Raw genomic sequence first — 17,843 nt, forward strand, 5'->3', positions numbered from 1 at the left:
GGGCCGCCATGGCTCAAGTGCCGCAGGTCACCCAGATTTGTCCTCACTCCACCGGAGAGCGACAATTCCCCAAGAATGGCTTCCGGCGGAGGAGGTGGAACGTGGGTACTCGAGGCGAAGCCTCATTTGCTCGAATGCTCGTGCGCGGTGGCTGCGGCCTTATGAGCGTGCTCGCCGTGCTCGTGCGCGGTTTCGGCATGCTTCTTAGCGGCTTCGTGCTCGCCCACATCGTGATGGTGGGCCGCCTCCAAGTGGTGATGAGCGGCGGCCGCATGGTGAGCGGCGGCCATGTGATGATGTTCACTTGCGGCGTGCTTCGTTGCGGTCTGCATCGTACTCGTCTCCATCGGGGTCATTGGGTTCCGGATCATTGCTTCCGTGGCCATCCTGGAGTCAGGTTGACCACGACCCTCAATCAGGAGCTGCCATGCCCAGCAGCCGAGTGACGCTTACGGCTTCAGCGCCCGCGAGAACTCGTCGACTTCTCTTTCCGCCTGGTCCTTGGCATAGCCGTTCCTTTGCGGCAAGAGTCCGGCCAGTTGGTTGCGCTGGCCGGTGATGGTCGTGAGGTCGTTGTCGGTCAGCTTGCCCACCGTTCCTTGGCCTTGTCAGTGAACTACTTCCAGTCTCCTGCGATTTGATCCCAGTTTATGACGAGCCTCCGTGAATGGACATCATTGCCCCTGGCGTCCCGCTTGTTGGTTGCCACGGCCGATGTCGACCATTCGATCCCGGTTGCGCACCCCGGCATCGGCGGCCTCCTCGCTCTCTTTACCCTCCCGGATCTGCTCGGCGGCAGTCTCGTGGGTCACCACCGAACGGCCGCCTTTCTCGCCACCGACCTTGCGACGGGATTGGCGCATCGCGTCCGAGAGCTTGTACTGTCCGAACATCGCCATGATGGGATCTCCCTTGCTGTTTTTTTGAGGTGTCCTCGACCTCAGGTCGAAACACGGCGGCGACGGAGTTTGGGCGTCAGAAATCGCTGTCATGATAGGGGTGCGGCGACCAAGCCACCGGAGCTGAGGCACACCCACTTCGCTTAGAAACCACGCGGGATGTACCCAAGAGGCAGGAGGATCAGAACGATCCCCAGCACCAGCCCCAAGCCGCCGTTGGGACCATATCCCCAGCCTCGGCTGTAATTCCACTGTGGCAAGCCACCCACAAGCAATATGATCAGCACGACGAGCAAGATCGAACCCATGGTTCGCTCCCATCGATCGCTTACGGAGTTGGCGAGGTGGATTCGTCCAACACGTTCGCTCCTCGTAGCGGAAGCCATCCCGCATACTCGAAAGCGAAAAACCTCGATGTGCTCGATCGTCGATGTCCGGCGTACGAACACGTCCGGTGACTCTCTAAGGAACTAAGTGCCCCCCGGCACGGCCGCGTTGTCCTTCATTAAGTCATCCAACGATTACGATATTCCAGTCTCACAACTCCGAGTAAGAAACGCAAGAGAATTTGGTCGCCGAGTCTGGTATCCTCGAGTGTCCCGAGTGAGAAATTCGATGACCCGTTTCCTTCACGGTGTTCCATGATGAGGAAGCAGCTCGCTCAAGGTTAAGGAACAGGGAAGGAAGCGTCGTGCGGCTCTTCCTTCCCCAGGTCGCATGATCGTTTGCAACCACCAAGTCAAACCTCGTGAGCAGCCGTCGCGATCGCGTGGTTGATCCCTTCGATCTCGAGAGAAGGGACGCGCAAGGCGATATGCCGGACCCAGGCGGGGTCGGGGTTGGGAAAATCACTCCGGGTGTGGACGCCACGCGACTCTTCACGCTGGCTCGCGGCGGCAATCATTAAACGTGCCACCATCAGCATGTTTTGCATGGTCCACCCGGCGGGGTCGGTGAAGGCATGACCGAGGACGTATCGGCGCCAGAACTCGACCTGCTCGGCGGCTTCGGCCAAGCCGGCAGCATCGCGGGTGATGCCGACCGACCGCCACATCAGGGAGCGCAACGAGTCGCGGATGTCGGCGAGGTCGAGGGTTTCGTGGCCGCCCTCGACCGGAGCGCCGGCGATGGGGGGGACTTCGAGGCGGGCCGGGCCTTCGCTCTCGAGCATCCGCACGATATCCTCGGCAGCGCGGGCGCCGTGGACGAGGCCTTCGAGCAGGCTGTTTGAGGCCAGGCGATTGGCGCCGTGGAGGCCGGAGCTGGTGACTTCTCCGGCGGCCCAGAGGCCGGGGAGCGTGGTCCGGCCGTCGTCGTCGATCGTCACGCCACCGATCATGTAGTGGGCGCCGGGGCGGACCGGGATCAGGTCGCGGGTCATATCCAGGTCGAAGCCGCGGCAGAGGCGGTCGATCCCTGGGAACCGGCGGCGGATGTAGGCGGCATCCAGATGCGAAAGATCGAGATAGACGCTCGGGTGCCGGGTCTTGGCCATTTGCTCGGTGATCGCGCGCGAGACGTCGTCGCGGGGAGCGAGTTCGGCAAGCGGGTGATATTCGGGCATGAACCTGCGGCCATTGCGGTCGCGGAGATACGCCCCCTCCCCGCGAAGCGCCTCGGTCAGTAGGTGGCGCGCCGAGCCGGCGATGTAGAGCACCGTCGGGTGGAACTGCATGAATTCCATGTCGCGGAGCTCGGCCCCCGCGCGATAGGCCAGCGCGTGGCCGTCGGCCGTGGCGATCGCGGGGTTGGTCGTCTCGCGATAGAGCTGGCCGGCTCCTCCCGTCGCAAGCATGACCGCCCGGGCCCAGACCAAGGCAGGCCCGCGCCTGCGATCCCAGACCAAGGCCCCTCGGCACCGCCCCTCGTGCGTGAGCAGGTCGATCGTGAAGCTGTTCTGCCAGATCCGCGTGTTCGCTCGGGCGCTCGCCTTGAGGATCACGGCCCGCATGACCTCCAGGCCGGTCGCGTCCCCGAGCGCATGGACGATTCGGGGGTGCGAGTGCCCCCCTTCGCGAGTAAGCGCCACCTGGCCATCGACCTCGTCGAAGTGGGTTCCCCACTCGATCAGCTCCGCGATCCGCCGCGGCGCTTCGCGAACGACCATCGCGACGACCTCGGGATCGCAGAGGCCCTTGCCGGCGGCCAGCGTGTCGGCGATGTGGTCCTCGAAGTGGTCCTCAGGGTCGAGCACTCCCGCGATGCCGCCCTGGGCGTAGCTGCTGTTGCTCTCGCGAACCTCGTCCTTGGTGACGACGAGGACCCGGTGGGGCTCGTCGATCCCGAGCGCAGTCCGCATCCCGGCGACACCGCCGCCGATGATCAGGACATCCGCAAAGTGATGGGGCAACTCCCGCGGGTCGAAGCCAACGAGGTAGCGGCGGGGCAGATCGAGCGGGGCGGCCATGGGAGTCTCACGCATAAGTGCCATTACCATGAGGCGATGGGCAGGCAGGAGAAGCCGAACGCCTCCCTGCCCATCGATCACTGATCATCATCGGCCCGACCAAAGGTTACTCGCCGCTGGGGCTCGTGGCCGCGGGCCGGCGCGACTTCGGTCGCGAGAGACTGCTCTTAAAGGCTTCGAAGCCGGGCCGCAGTTCGCGGGGAACCTCGAAGCGCGCCCCTTGAAGGTTATCGCGAAGCTCATCTTGGGCAATGCTTCCGCGAGCACGATCGGTGCGGGTGCCCAGACGAGCGTTCGGGCTCAGGTCGGGCAGCGTCCGGTTCGGGTCGAACTTCCGGTCGACACCCGGCTTGACCTGAATCTCACGGCCGGGGCCGGTGGGAGCCTTTTCGAGCTTCTTCATCTTCGTCACGAACTGCTCCATCTCCTCGCGAGACATCCCGGTCGCTTGCTCGAGTTCCGGAGTGACCTGATTTCGCTTGAGGAGATCTTCAAGCTTGTTGAGGACGAGGTCGGTCTGAGGTACGTCAGGAGCGACGGTCTCGGCCGAGTTCGCAGGGGGTGTTTCCGCGCGAGGCGGGAGTTCGCCTTGATCCTTGGTCGAGGGAGCCATCGGCTCGCCGGCATCCCCGGGGGCCGCTCGTCCGCCACCCGACGGAGTGGTGCCCCCCCCTTGCCGCCTGCCGGCCCCTTCTGCCGATCCTGCGAGTCCCCTTGGCCACCTTCCTGGCTCGGCTCGCCCGAGGGTTGGCCCGCTGACTCACGCTTTTGGCCCGGCCCGGCCGTTCCCTGGGTGGGAGTGCCGGTCGCCCCTTCTCCATTGCGCTCCGATCCCTGCGAAGGGGCATCGTTAGGAGGCGCGGGCTCACCCGATCGCTGGCCATCACCCGTGCGTGGCGGGGCGTTTGAATCCGTCCCTGTTTTCTGAGTTCCCGAATTCATCGAACCCCGCTGCTCCGCCCCCTGCCCTGCGTTCCCTTGAGGATTCGTCGGGACATCCTTCGGGTTCGGCGAAGCATCGGGCCGCGTCGGATTACCCGACGAGGGCGAGTTGCCCGAGGAAGCCCCCGAACCCGGTTGCGAACCTGGCTTTCCACCTGTGGAAGGCGAGTTGCCGGGCGAGGAGCCCGGCCCCGGATTCGACCCTTCCTTGCCGCCCGACGACGACGGACTGCCGGGCGAGGAGCCTGGACCTGGCTGGCCACCTGCGGAAGGCGAGTTGCCGGGCGAGGAGCCCGGCCCCGGATTCGACCCTTCCTTGCCGCCCGACGACGACGGACTGCCGGGCGAGGAGCCTGGACCTGGCTGGCCACCTGCGGAAGGCGAGTTGCCGGGTGAAGAGCCTGGCCCCGGATTCGACCCTTCCTTGCCGCCCAACGACGACGGGCTGCCGGGTGAAGAGCCCGGCCCCGGATTCGACCCTTCCTTGCCGCCCGACGACGACGGGCTGCCGGGCGAGGAACCTGGATTGGATTGCGTTCCAGACTGGCTTTCGGGCGAGCCGCTCGAGGAGGACTGGCCACCAGCAGGGCTCGGGGGAGCAGACTGAGTCTGAGGCGGCTGGGGTGGCGAAGCAGGCTGCTGTTGCGGATCGGGCTGTCGCTGCTCGGGCGGCGCCGGCTCTTCCTCAGGCCGCTGCGGCTTGCGTTCGGCCTTCTTCTTCTCCTGCTCTTTCTTCGGGATCTCGTATTTTGGACCCTTGTCCTCTGGCTTCTTGGCTTGCTCGTCCTTGGAAGCGGCCTTCTCCTGATCCTTCTTGGTCACAGTCTTCTGTTGAGCCTTCTTGGTCGATTCGGGCTGCGGACGATTCTTGGCTTGGTCAGACTTCTTGGTCGTCGCCGTGGCCTTATCGGTCGCGTCTTTCTGCGTTTTGGATTGCCCGTCCTTGGTCGAAGGCGATTCCGAACTTCGGTCGGTCGCGGCCTTCTGCTGATCCATCGCGTTAGATGGACGAGTTGATGGATCCGTCTGGTTAGGAGCCTCTTGTCGGCCCGGACGCCCCTCCTCATCTGGTTTGGTTTGCGGGCGTGCATTCCGACCATCGGTCTGAGGCTTCTCGGCCGCTCGCTCTGCTTCGGATGTATTGGGCTTCGCGGCACCGTTGGGCTGCTGACCATCCGTCGCATTCGGCTTCGACGCGCCGTTGGGCTGCTGACCATCGGTCGCATTTGGCTTCGACGCGCCGTTGGGCTGCGGGCCATTCGGCTTCGACGCGCCGTTAGGCTGCTGACCATCCGTCGCATTCGGCTTCGACATGCCGTTGGGCTGCTGACCATCGGTCGCATTCGGCTTCGACGCGCCGTTGGGCTGCTGACCATCGGTCGCATTTGGCTTCGACGCGCCGTTAGGCTGCTGACCATCCGTCGCATTCGGCTTCGACGCGCCGTTGGGCTGCTGACCATCGGTCGCATTTGGCTTCGACGCGCCGTTGGGCTGCTGACCATCTGGCTTCGACGCGCCGTTGGGCTGCTGACCATCGGTCGCATTTGGCTTCGACGCGCCGTTAGGCTGCTGACCATCCGTCGCATTCGGCTTCGACGCGCCGTTGGGCTGCTGACCATCGGTCGCATTTGGCTTCGACGCGCCGTTAGGCTGCTGACCATCCGTCGCATTCGGCTTCGACGCGCCGTTGGGCTGCTGACCATCGGTCGCATTTGGCTTCGACGTGCCGTTGGGCTGCGGGCCATTTGGCTTCGACGCGCCGTTGGGCTGCTGACCATCGGTCGCATTTGGCTTCGACGCGCCGTTAGGCTGCTGACCATCGGTCGCATTCGGCTTCGACGCGCCGTTGGGCTGCTGACCATCGGTCGCATTTGGCTTCGACGTGCCGTTGGGCTGCGGGCCATTCGGCTTCGACGCGCCGTTAGGCTGCTGACCATCCGTCGCATTCGGCTTCGACGCGCCGTTGGGCTGCTGACCATCGGTCGCATTTGGCTTCGACGCGCCGTTGGGCTGCTGACCATCGGTCGCATTTGGCTTCGACGCGCCGTTAGGCTGCTGACCATCCGTCGCATTCGGCTTCGACGCGCCGTTGGGCTGCTGACCATCGGTCGCATTTGGCTTCGACGTGCCGTTGGGCTGCGGGCCATTTGGCTTCGACGCGCCGTTAGGCTGCTGACCATCCGTCGCATTTGGCTTCGACGCGCCGTTGGGCTGCTGACCATCCGTCGCATTCGGCTTCGACGCGCCGTTGGGCTGCTGACCATCGGTCGCATTTGGCTTCGACGTGCCGTTGGGCTGCGGGCCATTTGGCTTCGACGCGCCGTTGGGCTGCTGACCATCTGGCTTCGACGCGCCGTTAGGCTGCTGACCATCGGTCGCATTTGGCTTCGACGCGCCGTTAGGCTGCTGACCATCCGTCGCATTCGGCTTCGACGCGCCGTTGGGCTGCTGACCATCGGTCGCATTTGGCTTCGACGTGCCGTTGGGCTGCGGGCCATTTGGCTTCGACGCGCCGTTGGGCTGCTGACCATCGGTCGCATTTGGCTTCGACGCGCCGTTGGGCTGCTGACCATCTGGCTTCGACGCGCCGTTAGGCTGCTGACCATCGGTCGCATTTGGCTTCGACGCGCCGTTAGGCTGCTGACCATCCGTCGCATTCGGCTTCGACGCGCCGTTGGGCTGCTGACCATCGGTCGCATTTGGCTTCGACGTGCCGTTGGGCTGCGGGCCATTTGGCTTCGACGCGCCGTTGGACTGCTGACCATCCGTCGCATTTGGCTTCGAGTTGACATTCGGTTGAGGTGCCGAGTCCGAGGGCGGATTCGACATATTACCACGCACGACATCGGAAGCATCGCCGCGGGGTGGCTGCGTGTTGTCCGATGGCGAAGAATTTGACGATCCCGTCTGCGGTGGCGTTGCCGGAGAAACAGGCTCTCGAGCTCCGTTCGAACCGGTCTGCGGTGGGCTCGAAGTCTGACCAGTCCGGGGCGGGCTCGGATTCGCCGACGACGGTTTCGTGTTGTCCGTGCCGCTGCCTGATCCGTTGGACGACTTCGGCCGATCCATCCCGAGTGATTTTTGCAGGTCACGAAGCTTTTTGAGGTCCTCCGGGGACATCGGACGCGGTTCGCGTGGGTCGGCTTTCTGTCCCTGGCCGTCGGTCGAGTCGACGGTTCCCCTGTCCTCTTTCTGCGTACCTGGCTGGTCGTTCGCACGCGCGTTTTGAGAGTCAGCACCTTCACCGCGGTCGCGCGGCTCTTGCTCTTGGTCCGGCCGGGGTCGAGGTGCCGGCTCCGACGACTCGGGATCGGGGTTCTCGGCGGCGGTCTTCTGCTGCTGCTCGTCCTGTCGCTTCGCTTCCTGGGCCTTCTGATCCGCTTGTTTCTTCTCGCTCGGAGGGAGCGGAGCGCCGATCTTGATCTTCTGCCGCGCGGTCTCGAACCGGTTCGACTGCGGCTCCTTGGTGTCGCGGACCGTGAGCCAGTATTCCAGTTCCGTACCCGGCTCCACCTTCCACGAGGTCAGGTCGAGCAGCTCGGTCCCTCGGAAGCTGGTGGTCGGGGGTCGCTGCTCGAGCAAGTTCTTCGAGAGCAGCGTCTCCCCTTTCTGGTGGACGTGGAGCGTGACGTCCTTGACGCCATGGTCGTCGCTGGCCTTCATCACCAACGGGACCTGCACGTTGCTCGCAACCTCGATCTCCGGCGTCTCGGGCTTTTCGAACGACGCGGTCGGAGCGAGGTCGGGCAACGCGATAATGTCATGGACCACCGGGTCAGGGTTCATCTGACCGCCGCTCGTCCGGAACTTGATCGTGTAACTGCCCGACTTGTCGACCTTGAACTTGCCGACCAACTCTTTCGGGTCCGACGAGGCCACCTCCATCGCAACCGCATCGGCCTTGGTGAACGAGAGCGCGGCCGAGCGCGCGGGCTCGTTCGTCCGCGCGTGCACGGTCACGATCGTCCCTTCGATCGCCTCGACGTTCCCTCCCTCGATCCCGGGGCGGCGATCGAGCTTGAGGTAGCGGGGGAAGTCGTAGTCGATCGAGACCGACGTCACCATCGGGGCGGGCGTCACCTCGACGTGATACTTCAGCGATTCGGCGTCGCCCCCCGTCAGATAGTAGTCGATGCTCTGCTGGACGTTACGAAGCGCGGTTTGCCAGGGGTCGTAACGGTTCGTTCCCGGCGTAAACTCTTGGACCGTGTAGAACTTGCCACCATCAACGCTGTAGTGGAGCAGCACGCGGTCGGGTCGAAGCCCCTGAGAGACGTCCACGAAGAAGGAGACGTGACTCCCAGCCACAACCTTGGAGAGTTCCGGGTCGTCCCCCGGCTTGATATTCATCAGCCGGGTGTTGGTCGGTCGGACCACGTCCGCCAGGAGCGCCCGCTTGGTCGAGTCGAAGATGCTCTTCGGCGTCAGAAACGCATAGAGACAAAACAGAACGAGGACGGCGGACAGCGTATAGGCGACCTGGATCAGCCTGCGCTGATTGACGACGGCGTCGATCTCGATGCCGGTCAGGTCGTTGACCGCCTTGGCCTCGATCGCCGTCATCGCCGCCTTCGAAATCTCGCTCCGATGCCGTTTCAGGTCGAGATAACTGATCAAGCTATTCTTGAACGCGGGGTCAGACTCCTCGATCGTCTTCGCCGCGTAGAACCCGTTGACCCGGCCGATCAGCGGAAACACAATTCGCAGGACCGTAAACACGAGCCCCGCCGTCACCCCGGTGAACAAGACAATCCGCCGCAGCCAGATCGGCAGACCAAACGCGTGGTCGAGCACCACCTCCACAAACAAGAGCGCAATCGCCGACGCCACCAGCATCAGGCTCGCGGTCAACAGGTCGGTCATCTTGATCCGCGACCGTGTCCTGCTGAGCTGATGGTCGATGTATTGCTCGTAGTCCAGCATCTTGCCGTATGGCTGCGTGCTCGAGGCCATGGATGCGGACTCCCTTGGGACAGACGTGAGGGGGCGCGACGGCTCACGCTATTATACGATTCGGAGACGCGAAAAAGCTAACCCGCCGCAATGATTCCCGATCCGACTGCGATTTACCCTCGAGTGGCTCACGTCTGGGTGTCTGCAGTCCCTTGGCCCCCGGTCTTCATGATGGACCGCGCACCGGGGTCCGAGTACGGACCTTAGCCCGGATATTTCATCCGATCTCCGAAAAAAAATGAGTTGCGCGTCAGCCGAAACATTTTGGAAAATAGAGATTAACGACACCCCACACCCTCAAAATGCGAGGTCGTCGCTACGACACACTGTAACCGCGAGACCCTCGACTTTTCTAGGCTCGGCTCCCAAGCGGTCGTCGCCGATTTTCAGGGGGGGGGGGACGGCTCACCTCCGACGCCGACATCCTCTTGCTTCGCGAGGTCGGCCAACGACTCGGACTCCTCGACGTCCTCGACCAAGCCATTCCCGACCCTCGCTGGCTTCCCACTGTCATCCACGACCAGAAGTCCATGCTCACTCAGCGGATCATCATCCTCGCCGTCGGCTATGAGGACCTCAACGACCAGCAAACCCTCCGCACCGACCCGCCCCACCGCACGATGGCCCAGGGAGCCGAACAACGCCTTCCGTCCCCGTGGTGGTTTCAAAGCCTTGGCAAAAAGCGTGGCGCTCTGTCGGGTCACCGAACGCCTGATTCGGCAGCGTGGGGTCGCTCTCCTGATGAACCAAACTATGGCGCAGGGTGATCAGTACCCACGACAGAGGTGGCCTCTTGGCCAAGCGGTCGTCTGGTCAAATGTCTCCCACAACCTCGTCAGCCAGCGAGGCTGATGAAGCTACGCGTTCAGATCCCGGTCTCGAAACCCGTATGGCAGTCTTAGATTTTTCTGCCGATGGAAGGACGACGGTCTGCCCGGCCAAGACGATGATTTTTCCCAGGGGATAGCGAAGGATTTTTTTCGCTCGACTCGATGTGTTCAATAAATGACGTAAGCGCATTATGTAAGAAACTACTAGGTCATCATTTCAAATCGGCTTCCCACCCGATTTCGGCCAAATTGGGGAGAATCCACCGGGGAGGATCTTGCAATCCCTCGGGGGACACACCTAAACTCCGACCTTGATGCGGAGCCGCATCGTCCGAAGACCATCCCGGCAGTGCAAGCCGGGATGGTCCCTGATGATATGGCTACCTCTCGAATATTTCCCTCATCGACGATATCTGAATCGACGATAACCGAATCTAAATGGCCCCTCGTGTCCCACCCCCGGGCCGCCCTTTTGCGCCGCCGGGCTGGGCTCCCCCCACGTGAGGACTGCACTGTGCGACGCCCCCGCCGCCCGGCTTCCCGCCGTATTGACCGATCGCGCCATGGCCTTCCTCCCCTGATCCAGGCCTTGGAGGTCCGGCAACTCTTGACGGTGCCGACGGTAGACTACGGCCCCTACAGCAACGGCTCTGAGACGCAAACCGGGCCAGCCGACACCGCCGCCTTCCATTTTTGGATCGTCAATGGAGAAGGCCCGGTAACGATTTATTATACCATCAGCGGGACCGCGACGGAGGGCTTGGACTACCAATCCATAGCACGTAGCGTCACCATTCCTGGCGGTTCGAGTGATGCATATGTAGAGATCACCCCGATCGATGACGCATTGGACGAGGACGACGAGACTGTCGTGCTGTCGATCGAGCATCGCCCCAACGACTATTTAGTCCAACCGAGCGCCCCGAGCTTCTCGGTCACGATCCACGATAATGATACGTCGGAGCCACAGCCGGCGGAAGTCCGCATCGAGGCAACCGACCCCAAGGCGGCCGAGCCCAATAACACGACCCAGGCCAATCCGGACAAGGGCCGGTTCACGATCACGCGCACCGGCGACACCTCGAGCTCGCTGACCGTCGAGTATACCGTCAGCGGGACCGCGACGGCCGGCACCGATTACACCACGCTGGCGGGCACCGTGACCATTCCGGTCGGGCAGACCAGCGTCACGATCGACGTCACTCCCAAGCACGACACCTTGAAGGAGTTAGACGAGACGGTCAAGGTGACCCTCAAGCCGCGGCCCAGCTATGGCTACACCGTGGTCGGCAATCCGGCGACGGTCACCATCGCCGACAACGATAGCAACCGCGGCCGGCCGACGACGGACAACAACCGCGATCGCGACAATGGGCCCATGGGCCCGATGTCGCCCTACGACCAGCCGCCCCTCAACATTGGTGCCCCCCCCTGTCCTACCCCCGGCATCAACCCGCAGACCGGGCAGATGGACTACTCTCCCTCGGGCAACGGCCAGCCCTTCTGCGAGGCCCCCCGACCGGACTACTCGAACCACACCAATCCCCATCCGATCGTCTCCGTCGAGTGGACTCTACCGGACAGCGGCCCCGTCCCCGACAAGATCGTGGCCACGCTCAACTTCGGCGGCATCGTCGGCACCCCGATCCACTACAGCACCGCCGGCCTGGTCCCCGGCCAGACCGTCCTCTTCGTGATGCAGGTCAACGCCTCGGCGCTGCCCACCGGCCACTATGACTACGCGATCGACCTCGAGGCCTCCTTCGGCTCAGAGCTCTCGACCTACACGATCACCGGCGCGAGGGAGATCTTCAACCGGATCGACAGCCCGTACGGCAATCGGTGGTGGATCGGCGACCTCGACCGGATCGTGCCCGCCGCCGGCGGCGTGGCGCTGATCCGCGGCGACGCCACCGCCGGCTGGTTCGCCGACGACGGGGCGGGCGGCTACATCACCCCGGAGGGGAGCTCCTCGCGGCTGGCTCACGCGGGAGCGGGCGGATGGGTCCTGACGCACAAGGATGGCGGCCGTAGCGAATTCAACGCCAGCGGCCTCCTCACGGCGCGCGTCGATCGCAACGGCAACGCGACGACCTATGCCTATGTCGACGGCGACGGCGACGGTGTAGCCGGAGAGCTCGGGCAGGCCACCGATCCCTACGGCCGGGTCGCCACCTACACCTACAGCGGCGGCCTGCTGCAGGCGATGCGCGACTACGCCGGCCGAGTGACCACCTACGGCTATATCGGCCGCCGGCTGACGTCGATCACCCAGGTCGACCCCGACGGCGCCGGCCCGCTGACCTCCTCGGTCTCGACCTTCGCCTACGACGACAACGGCCTGATGACCGCGAGCCACGACGCGACGGGCCGGGTCACCACGTTCACCTACGACCCCTCCTCGCTGAGGGTGCTCTCGATGGCCCGCTCCGGCCTCGATGCGCAGCAGGTGACCCCGATCGCGATCCGGGGGCTCGTCGACCCCACGACCGGTGTGGGCACCGCGGCCAACCCGGCGCCGATGGCGCTGCCCAGCGCCGCTAAGGCCACCGTCGTCGACGCCACCCACCGCACCACCACCCTCACCACCGACCGCTTCGGCTACGTCACCGAGGAGGTCGATCCCCTGGGCAACGTCACCCAATACGAGCGGGACGCCCACGGCCGGGTCCTCAAGATCACCGGGCCGGACCCTGACGGCCCCGGCGGCCCCCTGACCGCGCCGGTGACGACCTTCGCCTACGACGGCCGGGGCAACCTGACCGGCATGACCCTGCCGGACCTGTCCACCCGCGTCTGGACCTACGACCCCACGTTCAGCCAGCCGTTGAGCTATCGCGATGAGACCGGGCGGACCACGACCTACACGCTCGACGGCCGGGGCAACCGACTCACCGAGACCGACCCGCTGGGCCGGGTGACGACCTCCAGCTACGACAGCCGGGGCAACCTGACGAGCGTCACCCGTCCCGACCCCGACGGAGCCGGCCCGTTGCTGGCGCCGACGACGGGGTTCACCTACGACAGCAAGGGGCGTCTGACGACGATCACCTTGCCAGGGGGCGCCACGCAGAAGTTCGCCTACAACGCGGCCGACGACCTGATCCGGGAAACCGACGAGTTGGGCCGCATCACCTACTATCAGTACGACGCGATGGGCCGTCAGACCGGCACCACTCAGTCGGACCCCGACGGCGCCGGCACGGCCGACCCGGCCGTCTACCGGCCGAGCACCGGCCAGTGGTTGATCACCGCTCCCTCCGGCGCCCCCGCCTCCCCCATCGCCTACGGCGGGTCCAACGACCTGCCCGCGGTGGCCGACTACAACGGCGACGGCAAGCCCGACCTTGCCGTCTACCGACCGAGCACCGGCCAATGGTTCTTCGCCGGTCAAGCCCAGCCGATCACCTACGGCGGGTCCAACGACCTGCCCGCGGCGGCCGACTACAACGGCGACGGTATCGCTGACCTCGCTGTCTACCGGCCAAGCACCGGCCAATGGTTCTTTGCCGGTCAAGCCCAGCCGGTTTCCTTCGGCGGGCCCAACGACCTGCCGGCGCCGGCCGACTACAACGGCGACGGCACCGCGGATCTCGCTGTCTACCGGCCGAGCACCGGCCAATGGTTCATCGCCGGTCAAGCCCAGCCGATCTCCTTCGGTGGGTCCCAAGACCGGCCGGCACCGGCCGACTACAACGGCGACGGCACGGCCGACTTCGCCACCTACCGGCCGAGCACCGGCCAATGGTTCATCGCCGGCCAAGCCCAGCCGATCTCCCTCGGCGGGCCCAACGGCCTGCCGGCGGCGGCCGACTACGACGGCGACGGCAAGGCCGACCTCGCCGTCTATCGGCCGAGCACCGGCCAATGGTTCATCGCCCCTTTCTCCGGCGTCCCCACCTCCTTCGGCATCCCCAACGACCTGCCGGCGCCGGCCGACTACGACGGCGACGGCAAGACCGACCTCGCCGTGTACCGGCCGAGCACCGGCCAATGGTTCATCGCCGGTCAAGGCCAGCCGATCTCCTTCGGCGGGCCCAACGACCTGCCGGCGCCGGCCGATTTCGACGGCGACGGCAAGGTTGACCTCGCCGTCTACCAGCCAAGCACCGGCCAATGGTTCATCGCCGGTCAAGCCCAGCCGGTTTCCTTCGGCGGGCCCAACGGCCTGCCGGCGGCGGCCGACTACGACGGCGACGGCAAGGCCGACCTTGCCGTCTACCAGCCAAGCACCGGCCAATGGTTCATCGCCGGTCAAGCCCAGCCGATCTCCTACGGCGGGTCCCAAGACCGGCCTGCGGCGGCCGACTACAACGGCGACGGCACGGCTGACCTCGCCACCTACCGGCCGAGCACCGGCCAATTGTTCCTCGCCGGTCAAGGCCAGCCGATCTCCCTCGGCGAGCCCAACGACCTGCCGGCGCCCGGCAATTACTACGGCTTCGGGCAGGCCGCACCGCGGTCCTTCGCCACCTATGATGCCGCGGGCCGGCTGACGACCGAGACCGACCCGCTGGGGCGGGTCACCACCTACCAGTACGACCCGGCGGGACGACTGGCGAGCGTCACGGCGCCCGACCCCGACGGCGCCGGTCCGCTCACCGCGCCGGTGACCCGCTACGCCTACGACGCCGAGGACCGCCTGACCAGCCTCACCGACCCGCTGGGCCGGGTCACCACCTCCAACTACGACCCGGCCGGCCGGCTCGCCTCGGTGGTCGGTCCCGACCCCGACGGCGCCGGCCCGCTGACCGCACCGGTGACCAGCTACGGCTACGACAACCTGGGCCGGCTGACGTCCACGACCGACCCCCTCGGGCGGATCACCTCCTTCGCCTACGACGTCCGCGACCGCCTGACCACGATCACCGCTCCCGATCCCGATGGCGCCGGCCCGCTCGCTTCCCCCGTGACGGTCTACAGCTATGACGCCGTCGGCCGGCCGACCACGGTCACCGACCCCCTCAACCGGGTCACCACCTCCGAGTACGACGCGGCCGGTCAGCTCATCAAGGTCACGGCCCCCGACCCCGACGGCGCCGGCCCGCTCACCGCGCCGGTGTCAATCTTCACTTACGACAATCTGGGCCGGCTCGCGACCACCCTCGACCCGCTGGGGCGGACCTCGACCTTCGCCTATGACCTGCGCGATCGCTTGACCACGATCACCGCCCCCGACCCTGACGGGGTCGGGCCGCTGACCGCGCCGGTGACCCGCTACGCCTACGACGCGGTCGGCAACCGCATCGCCGTCACCGACCCGCTGAACAAGACCACCACCTTTGCCTACGACCGCCTCGACCGGCTCGTCACGGTCACCGATCCCCATTCCGGCCTGACCCGCTACGCCTACGATGCGGTGAGCAACCTCACCGCCGTCACCGACACGCTGGGCAAGACCACCACCTCCACCTACGACGGTCTCGACCGCCTCGTCACGGTCGCCGATCCCCGTTCCGGCCTGACCCGCTACGCCTACGATGCGGTGAGCAACCGCACCGCCGTCACCGACCCGCTGGGCAATCGCACGACCTTCAGCTATGACGCTCTCGACCGGCTCACGGCGATCCTCGACCCTCGCGGACTCGCCACGACCCTTGCCTACGACGCCGCCGACCAACTCACCGGCGTCACCGATCGGCTCGGCCGTCGCACCGCATTCGCCTACGACGGTCTCGGCCGCCGTACCAACGAACGCTGGCTCGACGGCGCCGGCAACACGCTCCGGACGTTCACCTCGACCTACGACGCCGCCAGCCAGCTCCTCGGGATCGCCGACCCCGACGCCACCCTGACCTTCACCTACGACAACCTCGGCCGCCAGACGACCGCCACCACCTCAGGCGCCGCCACCGGCCAGCCCGGCCTCACCCTCACCTCCGGCTACGACGCCGTCGGCAACCGCACCCGCCTGGCCGACAACCTCGCCGGCACCGGCTGGGCCGGCCCTGGGGTCACCACCTTCGCCTACGACGCCCTCGATCGCCTCACCACGATCGCCCGATCGCTCGGGTCCCACATCGGCCCCCAGGTCGGCTTCAGTTACGACGCCGACAGCCGCCTCACCGCGCTCGCACGCACCCTCGGCGGCACGGGCACGGCCGTCAACTCCAGCTTCGCCTACGACGCGCTCGACCGGCTCACCACCCTGATCCACCAGGTCGCCGGCGGCGCGACCCTGGCCTCGTACACGTATGGCTATGACGCCGCCAGCCGGCTCACCACCGAGACCAACGCCGAGGGGGCGTTCAACTACACCTATGACGACACCGGCCAGCTCACCGGCGTCGGCGGGGCCCGCTCCGAAGGCTACAGCTACGACCTCAACGGCAACCGGACCCTGCCCGGCTACGTCACCGGCACCGGCAACCGCCTCGAGCAGGCGCCCGGATCGACCCTGATCTACGACGCCGAGGGGAACCTCACGGCCCGGACCGAGACGGCCAGCGGCGCCGTGACCACCTACGCCTACGACCACCGCAACCGCCTCACCGCCGTCACCCGCAAGAACGCCGGCGGCGTCGTCGTGATGCAGGCGACCTACACCTACGACGCGTTCGACCGCCGCATCGGCATTGTCGTCGACGCCGACGGCGCCGGGGCCGCCGCCCCGGTGCAGTCCTGGACGGCCTACGACGGCGTCAACCCCTACGCCGACTTCGACGCCGCCGGCACGCTGAAGACCCGCTACCTGCACGGCCCGGCCGTCGACATGCTCCTGGCCCGGACCGACGCCGCCGGGACCACCGCATGGTACCTGACCGACCGCCTGGGCACGGTCCACGACCTGGCCAACACGGCGGGCACGGTGATCGACCACGTCGCCTACGACAGCTTCGGCCGCGTCACGGCCGAGACCAACCCGTCGGCCGGGGACCGGTTCAAGTTCACCGGCCGCGAGCTCGACACCGCGACGGGATTGCAGTACCACCGGGCCCGCTACTATGATGCGGCACTGGGCCGCTGGACGCAGGAGGACCCGATCGGCTTCGCGGCCGGTGACGCCAACCTTTACCGCTACGTCGGCAATGGGCCGACCAACGCCACCGACCCCCTGGGGCTAGCTGCAGGTGCCCCTTCCCAAAGCACTCCCCCCGGTGGTTGGGCATCACCCACAGGGGCCTTTGTAGGAGGGTTCGGCTGGAGTCTCCTGGACAACACGCTTGGATGGATCGTCGATTTGGACGGCCTTGCGGCAGCTGGGAGTAACATTAATAGCGATTTCGCAGGCCATCAGGCAAACGGCCGCGTGACAGCGGGCTACGGGATGAGCCCTTTCGAGGCTCTCGAGGCTGCCAACGCCCCGTCCATGGGTGGTGTCCACCAGCGAGGAGGCAGCTTCGTCAGCAAGGATACGGGCGGAAGCCTGCTGGCCGCTGCGGAGGCGGGTAGTGCGGCGCTCGGCGTAGTCAGCGGGCCGGGCATCGGCAAGGCCGCCAAGCTGGGGAAAATTGGCGGCAAGGTTGATGACCTTTGTCCGACTCCAAAGAGATACAGGGACAAAATCGACGAGTTGGTATCTGGATCAAAGCCGTCTCAACGTGACCTTGGGAATTTACCAACAAAGCCGACGGCTGCGACGAAGCAAATCAGCCCGAACCAGATGAATAAGGCGATTCAGAACGGCCAGGCACCGAAATCGATAGAACGAGTGGACATCGGAAAGATCAAGGGTGAGCAGACGCACGTCCATTTGGATGATGGATCAGCGCTCAACATTGATGGTTCCTGGAAACATGGTGGCCGGCAACTCTCGAATGCAGAAAAAGATTGGCTGAAAGGAAACGGCTGGATCAACATCCCGAAATGAGT

8 protein-coding genes and 1 pseudogene are annotated in these 17,843 nt (G+C 65.5%); 2 read left to right on the top strand and 7 right to left on the bottom strand.

The window, feature by feature from the left end; all coding sequences use genetic code 11:
* Nucleotides 1-122: 122 nt before the first annotated feature.
* The 7 genes and pseudogenes from BUS42_RS12775 to BUS42_RS12805 all read right to left on the bottom strand — a co-directional run bounded on the left by BUS42_RS12775 (nt 123) and on the right by BUS42_RS12805 (nt 9,201).
* Nucleotides 123-332 (bottom strand): hypothetical protein, encoded by a 210-nt coding sequence (locus BUS42_RS12775; protein WP_083670538.1) that lies wholly within the window; start codon nt 330-332, stop codon nt 123-125.
* A gap of 117 nt (nt 333-449) precedes the next feature.
* A pseudogene (locus BUS42_RS12780) lies at nt 450-652 on the bottom strand (CsbD family protein).
* A 22-nt stretch (nt 653-674) separates the two neighbouring features.
* Nucleotides 675-899: a hypothetical protein gene (locus BUS42_RS12785; protein WP_074307239.1), complete on the bottom strand. Its 225-nt coding sequence runs from the start codon at nt 897-899 to the stop codon at nt 675-677.
* 143 nt (nt 900-1,042) lie between these two features.
* Entirely contained in the window at nt 1,043-1,207 is a 165-nt protein-coding gene (locus tag BUS42_RS12790) for a DUF3309 family protein (RefSeq protein WP_074307240.1), read from the bottom strand.
* 431 nt (nt 1,208-1,638) lie between these two features.
* Nucleotides 1,639-3,306, bottom strand: coding sequence for an L-aspartate oxidase (gene nadB / locus BUS42_RS12795; RefSeq protein WP_074307241.1), 1,668 nt, complete (start codon nt 3,304-3,306; stop codon nt 1,639-1,641).
* A gap of 106 nt (nt 3,307-3,412) precedes the next feature.
* Nucleotides 3,413-3,718, bottom strand: coding sequence for a hypothetical protein (locus BUS42_RS12800; RefSeq protein ID WP_143206313.1), 306 nt, complete (start codon nt 3,716-3,718; stop codon nt 3,413-3,415).
* Complete coding sequence (locus BUS42_RS12805) at nt 3,715-9,201, bottom strand: hypothetical protein (protein WP_074307243.1); 5,487 nt, start codon at nt 9,199-9,201, stop codon at nt 3,715-3,717. The genes BUS42_RS12800 and BUS42_RS12805 overlap by 4 nt, the downstream gene beginning before the upstream one ends.
* Before the next feature lie 428 nt (nt 9,202-9,629).
* Here BUS42_RS12805 and BUS42_RS46425 point away from each other — a divergent pair, with 428 nt between their 5' ends.
* Both BUS42_RS46425 and BUS42_RS12815 read left to right on the top strand, forming a co-directional pair.
* Entirely contained in the window at nt 9,630-9,968 is a 339-nt protein-coding gene (locus tag BUS42_RS46425; RefSeq protein ID WP_074307244.1) for a transposase, read from the top strand.
* Between the two features lie 577 nt (nt 9,969-10,545).
* Nucleotides 10,546-17,841 (top strand): FG-GAP-like repeat-containing protein, encoded by a 7,296-nt coding sequence (locus BUS42_RS12815; protein ID WP_159452219.1) that lies wholly within the window; start codon nt 10,546-10,548, stop codon nt 17,839-17,841.
* The last annotated feature ends 2 nt before the right edge of the window (nt 17,842-17,843 follow it).

The sequence above is a fragment of the Singulisphaera sp. GP187 genome, from assembly GCF_900129635.1.
Lineage (GTDB): Bacteria > Planctomycetota > Planctomycetia > Isosphaerales > Isosphaeraceae > Singulisphaera.